Below are 19,319 nucleotides of genomic sequence, written 5' to 3' on the forward strand. Positions count from 1 at the left end.
CGCTAGAGTCGCGATGACACGTGTAACCCAGCTGCTCGCACCGGTGACCGGCCCGAGCGTTCCGGACATGCATCACCACGCCTGGCCTCGCACCGACCCCGCCGGCCTCCGGGCCGCGCCGCACAGGAAGGGCCGCAATGACGCAATCTCCTCCCTCCGCATCCGCGCCCGTCGCCTTCGATCCGGCCGACACGACCTGGCCGCCTCCTCCCTATCGGGCCCCCGAGCCCCCGGTGACGGACGCGCACGGGATCCGCCACCACGACGGGATCACCTACGCCACCACGCCTGGCTACCGGCCCCGGCTGCTGGACGTTCGGGTACCGGCGGGCGAGGGCCCCTTCCCGGTGGTCGTCTGGATCCACGGGGGCGGATGGTTGGACGGCGACCGGCGTTACCCGCCGCCGACCGTGCCGGCCGCGCTGCTGCACGGTGCGGTCCTGGGGGCCGGGCTCGCCCTCGTCTCCATCGACTACCGGCACAGCCTCGAAGCCCCCTTCCCCGCCCAGTTGCACGATGTGAAGGCCGCGATCCGCTACGTGCGCGCGTACGCCGGGGTCCTCGGCCTCGACGCCGACCGGATCGCCGTCTGGGGCGAGTCGGCGGGTGGACACCTGGCCGCGCTCGCCGGCCTGGTCGGCCCGGACAGCGCGGACGGAGCCGCGCTGGAGGGCGCGCACGGCGTGGGCGTCGGGGACACCGCCGTGCGGGCCGTGGTCGACTGGTACGGGGTATCCGACCTGATCTCCCTCTCCGAGCACCCGATGCCGCCGTTGCCGCCCGGTGTCGAATTCCCCGACCCGTACGAGGCCCTCCTGGGTGCGGGCGTGGCCGCGCGCCCGGAACTGGCGAAGGCCGCCAGCCCGGTGACGCACGCGGCGGCGGCCTCGAACCCGCCGCCGTTCCTGCTCGTCCACGGCCGGCTGGACGGGCTGGTCCCGTACAGCCAGAGCGAGTTGCTCGCCGCCGCGCTGGAGCGCGCGGGAGGCGAGGTCGTCCTGCGGCCGGTGGAGGGCGCCGACCACATCTTCCTCGGCTCCCCCGACGTCCCGCGGATCGTCGCGGAAAGCGTCGCGTTCCTGTCCCACCACCTCCGCTCCGGGGCCTGACGAGCACCTGGCCAGTGCCGTGGCCGGAAGGGTTTGCCGGGTCGCGGTGTCCGGTGCGGTGCATCGCAAAGCGGAGGACCGCCGCTCGTACTGGACGCACTCGGCCGGTCCGACAACACGGCGAGGCGCCGTGCCGGACGCCGTGGCACTGTGAACCCTTCCGGCCACAGCACTGGCTCGTGTCCCGAACCTCCGCTCCGGGCCCGACGAGCACGTCGCGTCCCGGAACCGGGCCCCCGCCCCGCTCCCCCGGCCACGGCGGCCTGACGCCGAACCGCCCGGGCGGGTCGGCATGCGGGCCCGGGCGCGGGTCCGTACGCGGGGCCCTGGCGTGGGGCCGGGCGCGGGGCCCGGGCGTGGGGCCGGGCGCGGGTCGGTGGGTCGGTATGTGAGTCCGTACGCGGGTCGGCGGGTCGGTATGTGGGTCCGTACGCGGGTCGGCGGGTCGGTATGTGGGTCCGGGCGTGGGTCTGCACGCGGGGTCCGTACGTGTCGGGGGCCGCCGGGGGGGCGGCCTCGGGCGCGTACGGAGCGGGGCCGGTACCGTCGCCCGCCCGCAGCACCGCCGGACCGAGGGCCGGGACACACTGCCCCGGCGCTTCCCGGGTCCCCCGAACCCGCTCGGACACAAGCCCCCGTGAGCGGCATCGTCGAGTCCTTCGCGGCACGGGACGCCACCTGGGCGGCCCTGGCATCGGCCCCGGTATCGGGCCCGGGGGCGGCGCGTTCGAGTCGCTTCGGGGCCGCTTCGAGGAACTCTTCGAGGCCGGGGAACCGGACCTCGTGGCCGCGGGGGCGGAGAGCGACGGCGTGGGGTTCGGCGTCTCCCCTCGCCTGGGGTGGCACTCGACGCCGCGGACCGGGACCGCCTCCACGTGCTCGCGGCCGGGTGGTCCGCGCCCCGTGCACGGGAGGGCGGGGACTTCGCGACCGACATGGCCTCCGAGATCCTCGACGGACTCGCCGCGCACGCCCGCAGCGGCGTGCGGCGGCGTGCGGCGGGGACGAGGCCCGTGCCGGCGAGTGATGTGAACACGGACTACGGAGCGGGCAGCGGCGCTCGCCGGAGCGCCCGGACAGGAGGTCGTCCTGACCCGCCACCACCGGGCCCGGCAGCCGATTGCCGCCGGCGAAAGGTGCGTTGGGGCCGCCCATGACCAACAGTGTTCAAGCGCGAGCGGAGACGGTAACGTCGCGATCATGAACGTTCCGCCGTGCGAGGTGATCGCGTGACGGGTCCGCTCAGGGATCGGGGGCTTTGATGAGTCTGGCCGAGCAGGTACTCCCGCTCGCCGGCGTCGCGCTCGGCGCCGTCACCTCGTTCCTGGTCGTGAGCCTGAACGAGCGCACCAAGTGGCGCAGGCAGCAGTCCATCCGGTGGGACGAGCGCCGGATGACCGCGTACGCCGAGTACCTCCATGCCGTGAAGGAACTCGCCGCCCGCTACCAACGCATCGCCGCGGCGCGTGGGTTGGTCACCGGCCCCGCACCACTGGACCTCACGACCGAAGTCCTCGAAGAGCTCGCCGAGTGGGAGGCCCGCCGGTCCGCCCTGTCCGCGACGTGCGGACTCGTGGGGGACACCAGGACCAACACGGCTTCGAGGCCGCTCAATCACTGCCTGTGGCGCCTGGAACACCTCGCGCGGGGTGTGACGGCCGAGGTCGAGCAGAACTGGGATCAGGCGTACCAGGAGTTCCGAGACGCACGGCGGCAGTACGTGGAAAGCGCCCGAAGCAGCATCGGCGTGCCCGGCTCCGCCACCGACGAGGTCGCCTGGCCGTCGGCTTGGCGACCCGCGCCGCGCACGCCCCGAACGGAAACCTGAGGGCCGGGGCGCACACCCCGCGCCGTTGATGTCCGCAACGCGTGCGACCGGTACGAGGTCCAGACGGACCGTGGTGAGCGCGGACCGTGGTGAGCGCGGGGCGTGGTGAGCGCGGCGAGAACCAGGTCGTCGGAGCCGACGATCGCGACGTCGTCCGGCAGCGCGATGACCTCGGCTCGAAACGCGTGCAGGAGCAATGCGGCGTACTCGTCGCTGTAGGCGAAGACGGCATCGAGGTCGAAGCTCGCCCAGCGCCGGCCGAGATCGGAGACGGACGGTGCCGGCCGCGCCGGGCGCAGTTCGGCCCAGACCCAGGCCCAGGCCGTCTCTTTCGGATCTTGCCGGGCGGTGCGGACCCTGCCGTCGGCGGCCCTGGTGTCGCTCAGGTTGCCGGTGTCCCGCCGGTGTCCGGGGCCGGGCTTACTGCGGACCACCAGGCGATCAGCCGGTCGGCCATCGCATCGGTCCGATGGTTGACGGGGTCCAGCCCGAAGTGGTCCTCCAGCTCGTACCAGAGGAACTCGCCGATCTCCGCCCGCGTGGTGCCACGGTGGAGGCGCTGGAACAAGGGGGCGAGCATGCAGTCGTACTCGTCCGGCGAGAGGTCGGCGACGCCGATCGGATCCCACTCGTTGAGCAGATACCGCAGGTTGTCGGACAGTGCGGCCGACGGAGTCCAGGTAGGCATCGGCCCAGACTGCCACTCCTGGGCGACGGCCGTCGCCGAAATATTGCGGGCCCTTCCTCGTGAGCGCGACGGTCCGGAGGAGTTTCCTTCAGATCATCGGATCGTTGGTCTGGTGTGTCGTTGACTGACGCCCAGTGGGCCCGAATCGAGCCGTTGCTGCCGGATCGGACGCCGAAGCGGGGCGGGCGGTGGCGTGATCACCGGCAGGTGATCGATGCGATCGCGTTCAAATACCGCACCGGCACGCCGTGGATGGATCTGCCCGAGCACTTCGGGTCGTGGAAGGGAGCCCACAACCGGCTGCGGAAGTGGGCCGCCGACGGCACCTGGAGAAGGTCTTCACCGCCCTCCTCGCCCAGGCCGACGCCGAAGGAGACCTCGACTGGGTCGTCGCCGTCGACTCCACGATCGTCTGTGCTCACCAGCACGCCGCCGGGGCCCGTCAAAAGGGGCCTTGGCCGGCGAGCCGGCTGACCATGCCCTCGGACGATCCCGCGGCGGACTGACCACGAAGATCCATCTCGCCGCCGACAGCCGATGGAGGCCGCTGGCTCTCGTCATCACACCCGGCCAGGCTGGGATGCACCCGCATTCGAGCAGGTCATGCGACGACTATGGGTGCCCAGGCGGACAGGCCGCCCCAGGAGCACACCGAACGTGGTTCTGGCAGACAAGGCGTACTCGTCCCGGGCGATCCGCCGCCACCTACGGCGACGCGGGGTTCGGGCGGTGATCCCGCGGACCGCGGACCAGGTCGCGAACCGCAAGCGGCTCGGCCGGCTCGGTGGCCGCCCGCCAGCCTTCGACCGCGACGCCTACAAGCAGCGGAATACCGTCGAGCGGTGCATCAACAAGCTCAAGCAGTGGCGCAGCCTGGCAACCCGCTATGACAAGACCGCCACCATCTACCTCGCCGGACTCCACCTCGCCGCCATCTTCATCTGGTCAGCGAGGTGATCCGAAGGAAACGGCCTAGGCCGGGGCCGCGTCGACGGGATCGCCGAAGCGGCCCGCGTGGAGGACGGTGGTGCACCCGTGGCGGTCGCGTTCGCCGTGCAGGTCGTCCGCTCGGTCGCTGACGAGGCCGCCGATCGCGGAGAGCGACGCCGGCGCGAGGACGAGGTTGCCGTGACGGGCCCGTAGAGAGCGGGCCGCGGCGTGGGGTATGCAACCGAGTTGCCGGGCGGCGCCGAGGACCCGGGCAACTCTCCGCCTGCCCGACCGCCCGCCCGCCCGGCGAGGGTTACACGCGTCAGATCACGGAATCGGGGTCGCGGGCCGGCCCGACCAGGACGGCCAACGGCGGTGACCCACCGGGATGGTCACACGGGGCCGCACGCGGGTTTCCGGTTGGGTCACGATCCACACCAGGGCGCGTCCCGACCTCTGGCGGGAGTCCTCGATGGGTGCTACACAGTGTCCCAGCACTTCCGGTGACACGTGTAAGTGCCTTGCTGTTCACCGCCGGGAGTCGACTCTCGACGCCCGGCCCCCCTCCCCCCTTCCTTTCGCCCTCCCTCGAAGGAGCGTTCCGTGCGACGCGATCACGTCATGCCCCTGGCCGCCCTGTTGCTGTGCGCGCCGGCCCTGGCCGGTACCGCGCCCGCGGCCGCCGCGCCGCAGGCCCGGCCGGAAGCCGCCCCAACACCCGCCGCCCCGTTGCGGATCCTGCTCACCAATGACGACGGCTACGACGCCCCGGGCATCCGCAAGGCGTTCGAGCGACTGACCGCCGCCGGGCACGACGTGACCATCGTGGCTCCGCTCACCAACCAGAGCGGCACGGGCACCAAGATGGCGAGCGCCCCGTCGGTCGCGGTGCGACACCCCGCGCCGAAGGTGTGGGCGGTGGACGGCACTCCCGGTGACTCGGTGGCCTTCGGCCTGTCCGAGGTGTTCGAGGGGCGCGCCCCCGATCTGGTGGTGTCGGGCACCAACTTCGGCCCCAACGTGGCCGGTCTGGCCACCCACTCCGGCACGGTGGGCGGCGCGGTCGCCGCGCTGGAGTCCGGGGTGCCGGCCATCGCCCTGAGCACGGGCGGCGTGACGGCGCCCGATCCGGTGACCACGGTCAACGCGATGGGGCCGACGGTGGACTTCGCGGTCAAGTTGATCGACCGGCTGCGCGCCCGGGCGCCCCGGTCCGGTCCGCTCCTGCCCGCCGGGGTCGGGCTGAACGTCAACCATCCGGTCGTCGGCGCCGACGGCAAGGGCACCGCGGCCGGCGTGGACTCGACCTTCCAGGACCGGCAGACCCTGCTGAAGCCCGACTTCACCGACGCCGGCGACGGCACCTGGAAGATGAGCGTGAAGGTGGACCTGAGACCCGCCGCCCGGGGCGGCGACGTGGAGGCCGTCGTCGCGGGCAGGATCGCCGTCAGCCCGATGAGCGCCGACTGGAACACCGGCCCCGTGGACTCCGTCCGCACCGCGGCCCTGATCGCCGGGCTGCGCCCGTAACACGCCGCCCGAACGGCGGAGCGCCTTCGCGCCGTGGAACGCGTTCGCGCCGTGGAACGCGGTTCGAAGCGTAGAGCGGCGTCCGACGGTGCGACGCCCGGGGCCGCGCGCGGCGGGCACGACCGCGAGGGCCTCGGGCGGGGCAGCCTGTCGGGGAACGCGCCCCGACCGGGGAACGCACGCCGGGCGACCGGACGCTCCCGCTCCCGCACCCGCCTCCGGTCAGTCCGCCAGGGGCTCCGTCGCGGCCGTCGGGGGACGGCGGCGTCGGGAACGGCGTACGGACAGCAGGGTCACGGCCGTACCCGCCACGACCACCAGGGCTCCCGCCACCGTCAGCGACCAGACGGGCACGCCGCCCGCCGTGAGGAGTTCGTCCCGGTACACGACGCGGCGGAACGGGGTGTCCTTCGCGGTGGCGCGCAGTTCGTGGTCCCCGTCGATGCGGCTCGGGTCGGGGAACCGTTGGTCGATCGCGGTCAGGAACACCGGTGCGGCGCTGCCGGTGAACTCAGCCAGGGAGCCTTGCGGGGTGACGGTCCCGGCGAAGGTCACCTCCGGGGCGGCCCCACCGATCGGGGACGCGGGTTCCATCCGGTGGTCGGCGAGTACGTACAGTCCCAGCGCCTGGGCGGACTTGGCCAGACGGGACAGTCGCATCGGGTAGACGAGTCGGTCGCTTGCGAAGCTGATGCGCAGCGGGTCGAGCTCCCCGCCCAGCGTCGCGCCCTGTTCGCGGGGGGCGAGGCGGACGGCGACGTACTCCCATTTCCGGTCGACGTACGGCTTCAATTCCGCGGCGAGCCGGTCCGGCAGCTTGAAGTCGTTGCTCTCCAGCCATTCGCCCAGGGCGTTCGGGTCGGTGGCGGTCAGTCGGGCGACGTCGAAGTCGCCGAGTCGTTCACGGCCGACGACACCGACGGACGGGGCGCCGGCGCCGGGCTGTGCGGCGCCGGCTCCGTCGAGGCGGCCCGAGGAGAAGGGCCAGTCGCGGTCGCGGGGCCAGAAGTAGGTGCGGGTCTTGCTCTCCGGGCGGGTCAGCCGGCCGAGTTCGGGGATCAGGTCCGGGTCGCCGAGTTCGACGCCGGCCCGCGAGGGCACGGGCATGATCCAGGCGGCGCGTTTGGCGTCGCCGCCGACTGTGAACCGCATCACGATCTGTTCCGTGCGGCCGTCCCAACGCACGACCGAGGTCTCCCGGGCCACCCCGATCCGGGAGAAGCCGTCGGGGACCATCGCCCCGCAGCCGCAGGCGTAGGCGGGGGCGACGAGGCTCCCGAGTTGCGTCGCGAGCAGGGCGAACAGGACGGCCACGACTCTTTGTCTCTTCGTTGCGTTCCACACGCGGTCTGGGACGAGCGGTCACGGGATCCGGTTCCGGACACGACACGCGTCCGCCGCCCGCCGCCCTGTCGACGCTTGTCGCCGCGTGTCGTCACCGGCCGTCACCGCTCGACACGGCCGAAAACCCGTCGTCCGAGTGACCGAAAGTGTTCTGTCGACCGCGTTCCGTGGGACCGACCGGCCGTCGCGGAGGCCGCCGGGACACGGTCGGTCAACGTTCGTACCGCCAGCCGGATGGGCCCTGGTCGGGGGTGGTCCGCGGCTCCCATACTGGCCCCATGAAACGGACGGACAATCCCCGGCGCAGCCCCTTGGTGCCGGATGCCGTGGAGGCGGAGATCGAACGGCACGACTGGGAGGCCATTGAATGTGGATGCGGGCATTCCGCCGAGCATCTCGTCCCCACGCTCTGGGACGCCGCCGAGGGACACCCGGCCGCGTTCCACGCCCTGGCCGGGCATGTCTTCACCTGGTCGAGGCTCCAGGCGCCGGCTCCGGCGGCCTGCGGGGTACTGATGGCGATCTGGTCGGCCGGCCCGCCCCGCCAGGCGACCCGCGAGGCGCTGTTGCGCACGCTGCTGGCCCTGCTGGGCACGGAGGACGACGGCTCCTCGCACGAGGCCGGGCTGTACGGGCAGTGCGCGGCCTTCGTCCGCCGGTCCCTGCCCGAGCTGCGTCGGGAGGCGGCCGCCGGCCCGGACTCGGTGACGGCCGCGTACGCGGAGGGCGTCATCGAGATCCTGACCCTCTGCGCGTGACGGTGCGGGACCCGCGCGTGACCGTGCGAGGCCTGCGCGTGACGGAGCCGGGCCCTCGCGTGACCGTGCGAGGCCTGTGCATGACGGAGCCGGGCCCGCGCGTGACGATGCGGGACCCTCGCGTGACGGTGCCGGGCCCGCGCGTGACCGTGCGGGGCCTGTGCATGACGGAGCCGGGCCCTCGCGTGACGATGCGGGACCCTCGCGTAACGGTGCCGGGCCCGCGCGTGACGGCGGGAGCGGCCCGCCCGAGCCATCGCCCGCACCCCCCTCGGCCCGCCACACGCCGCCACCACCCCCACGCCACTCGGCCCGTCACACCGCTCTTACCGTGACGCCCTCCCTGGTCAACGCCTCGAGCGCGGTCTCCGGGGCGGAGGCGTCGGTGACGACCGCGTGCAGGGTCGCGGTGGGGGCGACGAAGGCCAGCGCCGTGCGCGTCAGCTTCGCCGCCTCCGCGACCGCGATGACCCGGCGCGACGAGGCGATGGCGGCGCGTTTGACCGCGGCGTCGGCCAGGTCGTAGGCGGTGAGGCCGTCCGCCGGGACCAGGCCGCAGCAGCCGATGACGGCGGTGTCGAAGCGCAGCGCGGCCAGTGAGGTCTCGGTGAGGGGCCCGGTCAGGGCCAGCTCCCCCGGGCGCGGCCGTCCGCCGGGCAGCAGGAGCGTCAGGTGGGGTGCCCCGGTCAGCGCGTTGGCGGCGTGCAGGGACAGGGGCATGACGGTGATCCGGCGCTCCTTCAGGGCGCGGGCCACTTCCAGGCAGGTGGTGCCGCTGTCGACGACCACCGATTCCCCGTCCGCGATCAGGGATGCCACTTCGGCGGCGATCCTCCGTTTGACGTCCTCGCCCTCTTGGGCGCGCAGGGCGAACGGGGGCTCCTCGCCGCGCAGCAGCAGGCTGCGGGCGCCGCCGCGGAAGCGTTCCAACACGCCCTGGTCGGCCAGTGCCTCCAGGTCGCGGCGGATGGTCATCTCCGAGGCACCGGTGAGTTCGGCGAGTTCCGCCACGCTCAGTTCCTCGCGGTCGCGTACGGCCTCGGTGATCCGCTTCAGTCGATCTGTGCTCGCTGTGCTCGCCATACCCTCATTGAACATTCTCAATGTTCGAAACTCAAGCTGGTGAACATCAATTCTGTTCTCTATGGTGTTTTCCATGAGCAGATCGCTGCGGGCCGCGCGCCTCGCCACCTTCGCCTTCTTCGCGCTCAACGGATTCGTCATGGGCATGTGGATCGTGCACATTCCCGCCGTGGAACACCGCACCGGCATCAGCCACGCGGTCCTGGGCTCGCTGCTCCTGCTGTTGGGCGCCGGGGCGTTCCTGGGCATGCAGATCGCCGGGCCGCTCACGGACCGGCTCGGCAGCCGCCGCACGGTTCCGGCCGGGGCGGTCCTCTGCAGCGCCGCCCTGGTGTCGCCCGCGGTGGCGGGTGACGTCCTGACCCTGGGCGTGGCCCTGTTCGTGCTGGGCTTCGGCAACGGTTGTCTCGACGTCGCCATGAACACCCATGCCGTACAGGTGGAACGGGCCTACGGGCGTCCGGTCATGTCCGCCTTCCACGCGGTGTTCTCGCTGGGCGGGGTGCTCGCCGCCCTCACCGGGGCACTGACGCTCGGGCTCGGCTGGAGCACGACCCTGACGCTGACGACGGTGGCCGTGCTCGGGCTCGTCCTCACCGTGCCGGCCTCGGCGGCCCTGCTGCCGTCTCCCGCCGAGCGGGCGAAGGACCGTGCCGAGGCGGCGCCGGGGGTGAAGCGGCGTACGCCAACGCGGATCTGGGCCCTGGCCGCACTCGCCTTCGCGTTGATGCTCTGTGAGGGCGTCGCCAACGACTGGAGCGCGCTGCACCTGCGGGACGTCCTCGACGCCCCCGCGGCGACGGCCGCCCTGGCCTACGGGGCCTACTCCACCGCGATGACCGCCGGACGCCTGGTCACCGACCGGGTGGTGGCCCGCACCGGGCCGGTGGTCGTCGTGCGGTACGGGGCCGTGTTGGCGGCCCTGGGGCTGACGGCCGCCGCGCTCGGCGACTCCGTCCCGGTGGCACTGGCCGGTTGGACGGCCCTCGGCCTGGGGCTGTCCGGCTGCGTCCCGCAGTTCTTCAGCGCCGCCGGGCACGAGGACCGGGGCGGCTCCGGGACCAACGTGTCCCGGGTCGCCGGCCTGGGTTACCTCGGCATGCTGGCCGGGCCGGCCGTGATCGGCCCGCTCACGCACCTGGTGCCGCTCAACCTGGCGCTGCTGCTGCCCGTCGCGCTCTGTCTCGTCGCGGCGGGCGCGGCCGGGGTGCTGCGGGCCCGGCCGCCGGCCGTCGAGGGCGCGCACCCGCGGCCGGCATCGGAGCCGGCCGCGTGAGGAGCCGCGTGAGCACCCTGCGCGCCGCGCCGACTCCGAGGGGCACGACCCGGTCCCTGCGGCACGTGGTCAGGAGGCGAGGCCCGGGGCCAGGCACCCGCGCAGGACGTCCGGGGTGACCTCCTCCAGCGTCCGCGCGAAGCGGCGCGCCGCCGAGGTGGGCACCGGCAGCAGGGACGGCACCACCAGGACCCCGCAGCCGGCCGCCTCCGCCGAGGCCGCGCCGTCTGGGGAGTCCTCCACCGCCACGCACGCCCTCGGTTCGAGACCCAGTCGTTCGGCGGCGGCCCGGTAGGGGTCCGGGTGGGGCTTCGTCCGCGCGGTGTCGTCGGCGGAGAGCGTGAGGGCGAAGGGAACCCGGGCCAGCGCGCCGCCGAGCACCGAGTCGACCACCACCCGCGGCGAGGCACTGACCAGGGCGAAGGGCACTCCTTCGGTGGTGAGCGCGGTCAGCAGCCGCCGGGCGCCCGGTCGCATGGGCGCGCCGGCCCGCACCCGCCGCAGGAAGTCCTCGGTGAGCGCGGCGCCCACCCGGGCGGGGTCTCCCCCGCCCGTGACCCGTACGAGGTGGGCGGCGGTGTCCTCCACCGCCCGGCCGACGACCTCGGGCGCGTCCGCGTCGGTCAGGGTGTGGCCCAGCGCGGCGGCGATCTCCTCGGCGGTCCGCCACCACAGCACCTCGGTGTCCACGAGGGTGCCGTCCATGTCGAACAGGACCGCCCCGAGCCCGCTCACTCGGCCCTCGCCACGACGAGTACGGGCCGTTCGGCCAGGCCCACGGTCGCCCGCGCGCCGGGCGGCAGTTCCCCGGCGTCCCGCGACGGCAGGTCGGCCTTGACGCTCGTCCCGCCGGGCAGTTCGAGGTGGAGTCGGGTGACGGATCCGAAGAAGGCGGCGGAGACCACGGTGGCCGTGCCGGCGGTGTCGGCGGTCGCGGTGACGTTCTCCGGGCGGACCAGCACCTCCACGTCCCCGCGGGTCGGGACGGGGCCGTCCACGGGCAGCCGTGCGCCCGCCACCTCCACCAGCCCGGAGTCGGTGAGCCGGCCGGGGAGCCGGTTCATGGTGCCGACGAACTCGGCGACGAAGGGGGTCGCCGGCCGCTCGTACAGCTCGGCGGGGGCCGCGCACTGCTCCAGCCGCCCGGCGTTCAGCACGGCGACGCGGTCGGCCATCGACAGGGCCTCTTCCTGGTCGTGCGTGACGAACACGGTGGTGATGCCGAGGGAGAGTTGGAGTCGGCGGATCTCGTCGCGCAGGTTCGAGCGCACCTTGGCGTCGAGCGCGGAGAGCGGCTCGTCGAGGAGCAGGACGCGCGGGCGCAGGGCGAGGGCGCGGGCCAGTGCGACGCGTTGCTGCTGGCCGCCGGACATCTGGTGCGGGTAGCGGTCGCCGTGGTCGGGCAGGCCGACGAGGTCGAGGAGTTCGGCGGCCCGCTCGCGGCGCCGTGCCGCGTCCACCTTGCGCACGCGCAGGCCGAAGGCCACGTTGTCGCGGGCGTTGAGGTTCGGGAAGAGGCTGTACGACTGGAAGACCATCCCGGCGTCGCGGCGGTTGGCCGGGACGCGGGTGATGTCCTGTCCGTCGACGAGGACCTCACCGGCGTCGGGCTGTTCGAAGCCGGCGACGACGCGCAGCGCGGTGGTCTTTCCGCAGCCCGACGGTCCGAGCAGGGCGACGAGTTCGCCCGGTTCGATGGTCAGGTCGAGACCGTCCAGGGCCACAGTGGAGCCGAACGTCCGGCGCAGGCCGCGGAATTCGACGCGCGCCCCCGCGGGGGTGTCGGGATCCGCCGGCTTCCGGGTCGCGGGAAGGGTGGTGGACATGGGGGTCAGGACTCCTTGCGGGAGGTGGGGGCGACGCCGGTCGCGGCGGTCGGGGTGGTCCCGGCCCGCGAGAGGACGAGCAGCAGCAGCCAGGTGATCAGGAGGCTCAGGATGGAGACGGCCACCGACATCCGGGCCTGGGCCCCGGAGATGGAGACGATCCACACCGCGAAGGGCCGGAATCCCAGGAGCGAGGCGATGGTGAACTCGCCGAGCACCAGGGCCAGGGTGAGGAAGGCGGCTCCGGCGAGCGAGGCCCGCAGGTTGGGCAGCAGGACGCGCAGGACGACGTACGGCCAGCTCGCGCCGCAGCTGCGGGCCGCCTCGACCAGGGTGGGCACGTCCACGGCGCGCAGGCCGGCGTCGAGGGAGCGGTAGACGAACGGGAGCGCCAGCACGGTGTAGGCGAGGACCAGGACGACGGGGAACCTCTCGTCCTGGACCGCGAGGAAGGTCTGGTAGAGCGGGGTCCGCGAGAGGTGCTCGGGTCCCCACCGCAGCACGGTGGTGATGCCGGTGACCAGCGCGATGGGCGGCACCACCAGGGGCAGCATGCACATGACCTCGACGACCGGGCGCAGCCGGGGCGAGCCGACGCGCACGCCGATCAGCGCGGGCACCGCGAGGAGCAGGGACAGCGCGATGGTGGCGGCGGCGAGACCCAGGGAGAGCAGCAGGCTCTCGGTGAAGCCGTCGGCGGCGAGGAGTTCGGTGTAGGCGGCGAAGGTGACGCCCTGGCCCGGCACGTGCACGGTGAACACGAAGGAGGCGACGAGCGGTACGAGGAAGTAGGCGCCCGCCAGGAGGAGTACGGCGCCGCGCCAGACCCGGGGGCGTGGTCGGGACCTGCGCGGGCTCCGGGCCGGCGCGGCGGCCGGCTCCCCCGCGGCGGCGGCCTCCAGGGCCACGACGGTGTTCCGGGTGGGCGTCGGGGTCATCGCAGCCATCGGGCGCTCCGTCGCTGGAGGGGCAGGTAGACCGCCATGACCAGGCCGGCGATCAGGATCATGTCGAGGCCGAGGGCGAGTGCCACGTTCTCCTGGCCGGTGAGGACGTTCCCGGACAGCGCGTCCGCGATCTTCAGCGTGACCAGGGGCACGGAGCCTCCGACGAGTGCGGCGGCCGTGGCGTGCGCGGCGAAGGCGGTGCCGAAGAGCAGCACGAACCCGCCGAGCAACGAGGGCGCGAGGACCGGCAGTCCGACGTGGCGCCAGAACTGCCGGCCGGTGGCCCCGCTGTTCTCCGCGGCCTCGCGCCACTGCGGGCGCAGTCCGTCGAGCGCCGGCGCGATGACCAGGACCATCAGCGGGGTGAGGAAGTACAGGTACACGACGCAGAGGCCGGTGAAGGAGTACAGGTTCCAGCCGAGGCCGCCGAGATCGGCGAGTCGGGTGACGACTCCGGAGATGCCGGCGGTGGCGATGAACGCGAACGCCAGCGGGACGCCGCCGAAGTTGGCCAGCACGCCCGACGCGGTGAGGGTGGCACTGCGCAGGGCCGTCGACCGTGAGGTGACCACGGCCTGGGCGATCAGCACGCCGAGCACGCCGCCGATCAGCGCGGTCAGGGCGGAGAGCCGGACACTGCCGACGAGGGAGTCGAGGTAGGGGCCTTGGAGCGAGCGCGCGAGGTGCTCGCCGGTCAGGGCGGTGGCGCCGCGGGCCGGGTCGGTGGTGGTGACGGCTCCGAAGGCGATGGCGCCGAGCGGGATGCCGAAGCACAGCCCGGTGAAGACGAGGAGGGGCAGGGTGGCGAGCCAGGTGCGCGGGCCGCGCCGCCGGCGGCGGGTGCCGCCGGCGGTCCCCTGGTGGGGGGTGGTGGAGGTGGCTGACATCAGGAGAGGGCCTTGTCCCACTTCTCGGCGAGGGTGGCCTTGGCCTTGTCGAGCTCGGCGGAGGCCGGGAAGGACGGGGTGCCCTGGACCTTGGGCAGCTTCTCGACGGCGGCCTTGTCGGCGCTGCCGTCCTGCGTCATGACGGGGAGCAGGACCGGGCGGGCGTACCCCTTCAGCCAGAGGTTCTGGCCCTCGGCGCTGTAGAGGAACTCCATCCACAGGCGGGCGGCCGCCGGGTTGGGGGCGTCCTTGTTGATGGCCTGCGAGTAGTACTGGGCGTAGACGCCGTCGGTGGGGACGGCGACCTTCCAGTCGACGCCCTTGCCCTTGAACTGGTCGGCGTAGCCGGCGTTGAGGTAGTCCCAGTCGATGGAGATGGGCGTCTCGCCCTTTTCGACGGTGGCCGGGGTGGACTCGACGGGGATGAAGTTGCCGCTCTTCTTCAGCTGTCCGAAGAAGTCGATGCCGGGCTGGATGTCCCCGAAGGAGCCCTTGTTGGCGAGGGCCGCCGCGTAGACGCCGCCGAAGGCGGAACCGGACTTGGTCGGGTTGCCGTTGAGGGCGACCTTGCCCTTGTACTCGGGCTTCAGGAGGTCCGCGAAGGTCTTCGGGCAGTTCGGGACGCGGGCGGCGTCGCAGCCGATGGAGATGTAGCCGCCGTAGTCGTTGTACCAGCGGCCGTCGGCGTCCTTCTGACCGGCGGGGATCTTGTCCCAGGCGGTGACCTTGTACGGGGCGAAGAGGTTCTCGCCGGCTCCGCTGCGGGCGAAGGCGATGCCGAGGTCGAGGACGTCGGGGGCCCGCTTCTGGCCCTTGCGGGACTTGACGGCGGCGATCTCGTCGGCGCTGGCGGCGTCCGGGTTCTCGCTGTTGATCTGGATCTTGGGGTACTTCGCCTGGAAGGCCTTGAGGATCTCGCCGTAGTTCGCCCAGTCGGCGGGCAGCGCGATCACATTGAGCCGGCCCTCCTTCTCGGCCGCGGCGACGAGGCCCTTCAGGTCGCCGAAGTCGGCCAGGGAGGCCGCGGCGCCCGGCTGTACGTCCTTCTTGGCGTCACCGGTCGAACCGGCGTTCTGCTGGTCGGGGGCGGCACCACACGCGCTGAGCGTGGTGAGGACGGCGACGCCGAGCAGTACGGCCGCACCACGACGGGCGGAGGAACTGAGCACGGTCTCTCCCGGAGACGAAGGGGGTTTCTTGTCCGACCACTTGTCAGACCACTTGTCTGAACAAGTTGGCTCCAGTTCGCCCGGGTCCGCTGTACGGACGGTGAACGGCGGCTGGACCGTGGAGCACGGCTTGCGGAAGAGCGGAGATTGACCGAAAGAAGCCGTGACAGGGGCGGTTCGATGATCATGAGTAACGGGAAGACGGTCGGTTCGACGAGGGGCGCACGGCATGGGCACGGTCAGGTATCTGGAGATCGCCGAGGCGCTGCGGCAGGCGATCCTGTCCGGCGAGTACCGGGTGGGTGCGCGGCTGCCCTCGGAGAGCGATCTGGCCGCCCGCTGGTCGGCCTCGCGCGGCACGGTCCGCCAGGCGGTGGCCACCCTCGCCGCCGAAGGACTCGTGGGCTCCCGGCAGGGCGCGCGCAGGATCGTCCTGCGTCACGAGCGCAAGCACAGTTTCGGCGAGCTGAACAGCTTCGCCCAGTGGGCCGAGGGCGTGGGGCACGAGGCCGCCGGCCGGTTCCTCTCGCGTACCCGACGTCCCGCCGACGCCGAGGAGGCGCGGCGGCTCGCGGTGCCGCCGGGTACGCAGATCCTGGCCGTGCTGCGGCTGCGCATGCTGGACGGTGAGCCGACCATGGTGGAGCGCACCGCGTACGCCGACTGGGTCGCGGCGGCGGTCGAGGCGCTGCCGGAGGACTGCCGCTCCGTGATGGACAGCCTCGCGCGCGACTCGGGGATCGTCGCCCAGTACGGCGAGCACCTGATCGACGCGCTGCCGGCCGGCAGCGAGGACGCCCGACTGCTGGGGATCAGGCGCGGCGGGGCCCTGCTCCGCCAGCGTCATGTCTCCGCGACCCGTACCGGCCGCCCGATCGAGTGGTCCGACGACCGTTACCGGGCGGGCAGCGTCACCTTCAGTGTGAGCAACTCGGCGGTCGCGACCCCCCTGGAGAGGCACCCGGGCGATCGTCAGACATGAGCGCGGGAGGGCGGCGCGCGGATTCCGTGATCGCCGCCGGCTGCCGGTCCACGGGGGCGGTGGCATCGGATCGGGTGAGCCCGCGCAGGGCCAGGACGCCGCCGATCCCGGGCAGCAGGGCGAGTGTCGTGGTCAGCGGGGTACGTCTCGGGTCGCGGGCCACCGCGACCACGGTGAACAGGTAGGCGCAGCCGTGCACGGGGCCGGCGAGCGAGGAGATCGACGCCAGGTGCACGGTGGCGAGGTTCACCAACAGGACCAGGAGCGAGCCGAGTTCGATGCCTGCGGCCGTCCGGAGCAGCCGTCCGGGTCGGGGCGCGTTCACCTCAGGCTCCCGTCGTCGAACCGGGACGAATGATCATGAGGATGGTCACCGTGACCCACAACAGGTTGAACGCGCCGGTGAGCAGGGCCAGTCGGGCCGTGTCCGCCCTCTCCACGGGCGCCTCGTCCTCTTCCAGTCGGGCCAACACGGCCTCCTGGCCCGGCAGGATCCGCAGCGCGAGGATCGCGGCGGCGACGGCGGTGAGGACCATCGAGGTGATCAGCCAGGCATCGGTCAGCACCCCGAGCGAGGACGCGGTCGCGAGGCCGAACACCGGTACCGCCACGCCCACCGCGGCGTAGACCCGACAGACGCGGTGCAACAGCCGTACCGCACCCACGCCGGACGCGGCGGACGCGCCGACCCCGGCCGGTGGTTCGCAGGACTCGCCGGGGCGAACGCGCCGGGCGGCGGCCGGGAACATGCTCGCCGCGACGGTCACCGGCCCCACGGCGAGGATGGCCGCCACCACGTGCACGGCGAGCAGGAACGCGGTCACGCGGCGAGGGTGACGCCGTGCGTGCCCGCCGCGTGCACCTCGCCGGGCGTGATGACATCAAGGGGGTCGAATCCATCGAACAGGACGAACCGAACGTGCATGTCCGCTTGCCTCTTTCGCTTCGGGGGGGTGTGCGCGACCCACGCTAAGAGGCTCGCCCGGCTCCTCCCATGGGCAGAAACGACAAAGGGCAACGGGATCCCGCCAACCCTCTCCACCGGCCTCCTTCTCCTTCGCAGGATCGTGACCTGCCTGTTCGAGCATGGCGGGAACCGAACTACCGTGGGTGGCATGCATACCGTGGCGGTCCTCGCGCTGGACCATGTGGTGGCCTTCGACATCGCGACCCCCGTCGAGGCGTTCGGGCGGGCCCGACTGGCCGACGGACGGCTGCCCTACCGGGTCCGGGTGTGCGGAACCGGGGGCGAGGTGACCGCGAGCAACGCGTTCACGATCCGCGCCCCGTACGGATTGGACGCCTTGGCCGACGCCGACACCATCGTCGTGCCCGGCCGCGCGGAGGACGCCCCGCCGCCCGACCCGGCGGTACTGGCGGCCCTGCGCTCCGCGGCGGCGGCCGGGACCCGGATCGCCTCGATCTGCGCGGGCGCGTTCGTCCTCGCCGCGACCGGGCTGCTGGACGGACTGGGGGCGACGACCCACTGGATCGCGGCCGCGCGGCTGGCCGAGGAGTTCCCGCTGGTCGACGTGCGCCCCGACGTGCTCTACGTGGACAACGGGCAGTTGCTCACCTCGGCGGGGGCGGCGGCCGGGCTGGACCTGTGTCTGCACATGATCCGGCGGGACTTCGGGTCGGCGGTCGCGGCGGACGCCGCGCGACTGTCGGTGATGCCGCTCGAACGGGAGGGCGGGCAAGCCCAGTTCATCGTGCACGCCCAACCCCCCGTGCCCCGCGGGTCGCTGTTGGAGCCGGCACTCTCCTGGATCGAGGACAACCTGGGGCGGGACCTCACGCTCGCCGCCATGGCCGCCCGGACCGGCATGAGCGAGCGCACCTTCAGTCGCCGGTTCCGGGAGCAGACGGGGACCACGCCGTTGCAGTGGCTGCTGCGCGCCCGGGTCCGGCGGGCCCAGTTCCTGCTGGAGACCACCGAGTACGGCGTCGAGCGCATCGCCGCGCAGGCCGGGTTCGGCTCACCCACCGCGTTCCGGGAGCGGTTCAAGCGGGTCGCCGGGATCACCCCGCAGGCCTACCGCTCCTCCTTCCGCGGGACGCCCGCCGAGGTGCTGTGATCCGCGCGTGTCGGATGCGCGGCTGATCGACGGCCGTCCGACGGACCCCGCGGGCCGTGCGACCGGCGATGACGCAGGGCCGTCCGGGTCCCGGGCCGACCACGGCCGCCCGCCCGTCCCCTACGCCCGCGCCGTGTGCGCGGGCGCGGGATCGGGCTCCGCGACGCGGCCGTCGTGCAGTTCCACCACCCGGTCCGCGAGTTCCACCAGGGCCGGGTCGTGGGTGGCCACCAGGGCGGTGACGCCCTCGCTGCGCACCACCGCGCGCAGCAGTTCCATGATCGAGCGGCCCGTCTCGGAATCCAGTTGGCCGGTGGGCTCGTCCGCGATGATCAGGGCGGGCTCGTTGGCCAGTGCCCGGGCCACGGCCACGCGCTGCTGCTGACCGCCGGAGAGTTCGCCGGGACGCTGCGCCGCGTGGTCGGAGAGACCGACCAGGGCCAGCAGCGTGCGGACGCGTTCCTCACGCTGCCTGGCCGGGACCCTTCGCATGCGCATCGGGATGCCGATGTTCTCCGCGGCGGTCAGGACCGGGATCAGCCCGAAGGACTGGAAGACGAAGCCGATCCGGTCACGGCGCAGTGCGAGTCGCCCGGATTCGCCCAGCGTGACCAGGTCGGTTCCGTCGAGGGCGACGCTGCCGCCGCTCGGGGCGTCCAGTCCGCCGACCAGGTTCAGCAGGGTCGTCTTGCCGGAGCCGGATCGGCCTTTGAGCGCGACCAGTTCGCCCCTGCGAATGTCGAACGAGACGCCGCGCAGGGCGTGTACGGCCTGTTGACCGGTTCCGAAGCTCCGCCGGAGGTCCCGCACCACCACCATGGGTGCCTCGGTGTCGACCTGGTGCTGCGTCATGGTGGGATCCCCCTCGGTTCGGCCGGTCCGGA

At 73.0% G+C, this 19,319-nt stretch carries 18 protein-coding genes and 2 pseudogenes; 8 read left to right on the forward strand and 12 right to left on the reverse strand.

What is annotated here, in order from left to right:
* Nucleotides 1–137 precede the first annotated feature (137 nt).
* A complete protein-coding gene (locus ACFYW3_RS13785) occupies nucleotides 138–1,109 on the forward strand; it encodes an alpha/beta hydrolase (protein ID WP_351751012.1) in 972 nt (323 codons plus the stop codon).
* A 1,261-nt stretch (nucleotides 1,110–2,370) separates the two neighbouring features.
* Nucleotides 2,371–2,937, forward strand: coding sequence for a hypothetical protein (locus ACFYW3_RS13790; protein WP_389386342.1), 567 nt, complete (start codon nucleotides 2,371–2,373; stop codon nucleotides 2,935–2,937).
* A 110-nt stretch (nucleotides 2,938–3,047) separates the two neighbouring features.
* Here ACFYW3_RS13790 and ACFYW3_RS13795 read toward each other — a convergent pair.
* Nucleotides 3,048–3,371 (reverse strand): annotated as a pseudogene (locus tag ACFYW3_RS13795) (substrate-binding domain-containing protein); the annotation flags it as partial.
* Nucleotides 3,320–3,625: a hypothetical protein gene (locus ACFYW3_RS13800; RefSeq protein WP_389386343.1), complete on the reverse strand. Its 306-nt coding sequence runs from the start codon at nucleotides 3,623–3,625 to the stop codon at nucleotides 3,320–3,322. The pseudogene ACFYW3_RS13795 and the gene ACFYW3_RS13800, both read right to left, overlap by 52 nt.
* Nucleotides 3,626–3,739: 114 nt before the next feature.
* Between ACFYW3_RS13800 and ACFYW3_RS13805 the strand changes: the two are divergent.
* Both ACFYW3_RS13805 and surE read left to right on the forward strand, forming a co-directional pair.
* A pseudogene (locus ACFYW3_RS13805) lies at nucleotides 3,740–4,582 on the forward strand (IS5 family transposase).
* A 576-nt stretch (nucleotides 4,583–5,158) separates the two neighbouring features.
* On the forward strand, nucleotides 5,159–6,085 hold the full coding sequence (gene surE, locus ACFYW3_RS13810; protein WP_389386344.1) for a 5'/3'-nucleotidase SurE: 927 nt from the start codon (nucleotides 5,159–5,161) through the stop codon (nucleotides 6,083–6,085).
* Between the two features lie 222 nt (nucleotides 6,086–6,307).
* Here surE and ACFYW3_RS13815 read toward each other — a convergent pair whose 3' ends face one another.
* Entirely contained in the window at nucleotides 6,308–7,390 is a 1,083-nt protein-coding gene (locus ACFYW3_RS13815) for a DUF2330 domain-containing protein (RefSeq protein ID WP_389386588.1), read from the reverse strand.
* A 317-nt stretch (nucleotides 7,391–7,707) separates the two neighbouring features.
* On the opposite strand from ACFYW3_RS13815, the gene ACFYW3_RS13820 reads away from it, so the two are divergent.
* Nucleotides 7,708–8,187, forward strand: coding sequence for a hypothetical protein (locus ACFYW3_RS13820; protein ID WP_351751016.1), 480 nt, complete (start codon nucleotides 7,708–7,710; stop codon nucleotides 8,185–8,187).
* Between the two features lie 315 nt (nucleotides 8,188–8,502).
* Here the strand turns inward: ACFYW3_RS13820 and ACFYW3_RS13825 are convergent, their stop codons facing one another.
* Nucleotides 8,503–9,270 (reverse strand): DeoR/GlpR family DNA-binding transcription regulator, encoded by a 768-nt coding sequence (locus ACFYW3_RS13825; protein WP_389386345.1) that lies wholly within the window; start codon nucleotides 9,268–9,270, stop codon nucleotides 8,503–8,505.
* Nucleotides 9,271–9,343: 73 nt separating this feature from the next.
* Between ACFYW3_RS13825 and ACFYW3_RS13830 the strand changes: the two genes are divergently transcribed.
* Nucleotides 9,344–10,546 carry an MFS transporter gene (locus tag ACFYW3_RS13830; RefSeq protein WP_389386346.1) on the forward strand — a complete coding sequence of 401 codons (1,203 nt, stop codon included), beginning with the start codon at nucleotides 9,344–9,346 and terminating at the stop codon, nucleotides 10,544–10,546.
* A 69-nt stretch (nucleotides 10,547–10,615) separates the two neighbouring features.
* Here the strand turns inward: ACFYW3_RS13830 and ACFYW3_RS13835 are convergent, their stop codons facing one another.
* The 5 genes from ACFYW3_RS13835 to ACFYW3_RS13855 are packed head-to-tail and all read right to left on the reverse strand — an operon-like array spanning nucleotide 10,616 to nucleotide 15,375.
* Entirely contained in the window at nucleotides 10,616–11,281 is a 666-nt protein-coding gene (locus ACFYW3_RS13835; RefSeq protein WP_389386347.1) for an HAD family hydrolase, read from the reverse strand.
* The gene (locus ACFYW3_RS13840) at nucleotides 11,278–12,372 is read right to left on the reverse strand and encodes an ABC transporter ATP-binding protein (RefSeq protein WP_389386348.1); all 1,095 of its coding nucleotides are present in this window, start codon (nucleotides 12,370–12,372) and stop codon (nucleotides 11,278–11,280) included. The genes ACFYW3_RS13835 and ACFYW3_RS13840 overlap by 4 nt, the downstream gene beginning before the upstream one ends.
* Before the next feature lie 5 nt (nucleotides 12,373–12,377).
* Complete coding sequence (locus ACFYW3_RS13845) at nucleotides 12,378–13,319, reverse strand: ABC transporter permease (protein ID WP_389386349.1); 942 nt, start codon at nucleotides 13,317–13,319, stop codon at nucleotides 12,378–12,380.
* Nucleotides 13,307–14,206, reverse strand: coding sequence for an ABC transporter permease subunit (locus ACFYW3_RS13850; protein ID WP_351751025.1), 900 nt, complete (start codon nucleotides 14,204–14,206; stop codon nucleotides 13,307–13,309). The genes ACFYW3_RS13845 and ACFYW3_RS13850 overlap by 13 nt, the downstream gene beginning before the upstream one ends.
* Nucleotides 14,206–15,375, reverse strand: a complete 1,170-nt coding sequence (locus ACFYW3_RS13855) for an ABC transporter substrate-binding protein (protein WP_389386350.1) — start codon at nucleotides 15,373–15,375, stop codon at nucleotides 14,206–14,208. The genes ACFYW3_RS13850 and ACFYW3_RS13855 overlap by 1 nt, the downstream gene beginning before the upstream one ends.
* 229 nt (nucleotides 15,376–15,604) lie before the next feature.
* Here ACFYW3_RS13855 and ACFYW3_RS13860 point away from each other — a divergent pair, with 229 nt between their 5' ends.
* Complete coding sequence (locus ACFYW3_RS13860) at nucleotides 15,605–16,357, forward strand: GntR family transcriptional regulator (RefSeq protein ID WP_351751026.1); 753 nt, start codon at nucleotides 15,605–15,607, stop codon at nucleotides 16,355–16,357.
* Here the strand turns inward: ACFYW3_RS13860 and ACFYW3_RS13865 are convergent.
* Nucleotides 16,293–16,682 (reverse strand): hypothetical protein, encoded by a 390-nt coding sequence (locus ACFYW3_RS13865; RefSeq protein ID WP_389386351.1) that lies wholly within the window; start codon nucleotides 16,680–16,682, stop codon nucleotides 16,293–16,295. The genes ACFYW3_RS13860 and ACFYW3_RS13865 overlap by 65 nt on opposite strands.
* A 1-nt stretch (nucleotide 16,683) precedes the next feature.
* A complete protein-coding gene (locus ACFYW3_RS13870) occupies nucleotides 16,684–17,181 on the reverse strand; it encodes a hypothetical protein (RefSeq protein ID WP_389386352.1) in 498 nt (165 codons plus the stop codon).
* A gap of 291 nt (nucleotides 17,182–17,472) precedes the next feature.
* Here ACFYW3_RS13870 and ACFYW3_RS13875 point away from each other — a divergent pair, with 291 nt between their 5' ends.
* Nucleotides 17,473–18,435: a helix-turn-helix domain-containing protein gene (locus ACFYW3_RS13875; protein ID WP_351751031.1), complete on the forward strand. Its 963-nt coding sequence runs from the start codon at nucleotides 17,473–17,475 to the stop codon at nucleotides 18,433–18,435.
* Between the two features lie 120 nt (nucleotides 18,436–18,555).
* On the opposite strand, the gene ACFYW3_RS13880 is transcribed toward ACFYW3_RS13875, so the two are convergent.
* Nucleotides 18,556–19,287 carry an ABC transporter ATP-binding protein gene (locus tag ACFYW3_RS13880; protein ID WP_389386353.1) on the reverse strand — a complete coding sequence of 244 codons (732 nt, stop codon included), beginning with the start codon at nucleotides 19,285–19,287 and terminating at the stop codon, nucleotides 18,556–18,558.
* Between the last annotated feature and the right edge of the window lie 32 nt (nucleotides 19,288–19,319).

This window comes from Streptomyces sp. NPDC002602 (assembly GCF_042889445.1).
Classification (GTDB): Bacteria; Actinomycetota; Actinomycetes; order Streptomycetales; family Streptomycetaceae; genus Streptomyces.

Excerpts from the sequence above, each read along its gene's own strand:
- ACFYW3_RS13785 (WP_351751012.1), top strand. The coding sequence starts at position 138 with ATGACGCAATCTCCTCCCTCCGCATCCGCGCCCGTCGCCTTCGATCCG.
- ACFYW3_RS13790 (WP_389386342.1), top strand. The coding sequence starts at position 2,371 with ATGAGTCTGGCCGAGCAGGTACTCCCGCTCGCCGGCGTCGCGCTCGGC.
- ACFYW3_RS13800 (WP_389386343.1), bottom strand. The coding sequence starts at position 3,625 with ATGCCTACCTGGACTCCGTCGGCCGCACTGTCCGACAACCTGCGGTAT.
- ACFYW3_RS13820 (WP_351751016.1), top strand. The coding sequence starts at position 7,708 with ATGAAACGGACGGACAATCCCCGGCGCAGCCCCTTGGTGCCGGATGCC.
- ACFYW3_RS13825 (WP_389386345.1), bottom strand. The coding sequence starts at position 9,270 with ATGGCGAGCACAGCGAGCACAGATCGACTGAAGCGGATCACCGAGGCC.
- ACFYW3_RS13830 (WP_389386346.1), top strand. The coding sequence starts at position 9,344 with ATGAGCAGATCGCTGCGGGCCGCGCGCCTCGCCACCTTCGCCTTCTTC.
- ACFYW3_RS13840 (WP_389386348.1), bottom strand. The coding sequence starts at position 12,372 with ATGTCCACCACCCTTCCCGCGACCCGGAAGCCGGCGGATCCCGACACC.
- ACFYW3_RS13845 (WP_389386349.1), bottom strand. The coding sequence starts at position 13,319 with ATGGCTGCGATGACCCCGACGCCCACCCGGAACACCGTCGTGGCCCTG.
- ACFYW3_RS13850 (WP_351751025.1), bottom strand. The coding sequence starts at position 14,206 with ATGTCAGCCACCTCCACCACCCCCCACCAGGGGACCGCCGGCGGCACC.
- ACFYW3_RS13860 (WP_351751026.1), top strand. The coding sequence starts at position 15,605 with ATGGGCACGGTCAGGTATCTGGAGATCGCCGAGGCGCTGCGGCAGGCG.
- ACFYW3_RS13875 (WP_351751031.1), top strand. The coding sequence starts at position 17,473 with ATGCATACCGTGGCGGTCCTCGCGCTGGACCATGTGGTGGCCTTCGAC.
- ACFYW3_RS13880 (WP_389386353.1), bottom strand. The coding sequence starts at position 19,287 with ATGACGCAGCACCAGGTCGACACCGAGGCACCCATGGTGGTGGTGCGG.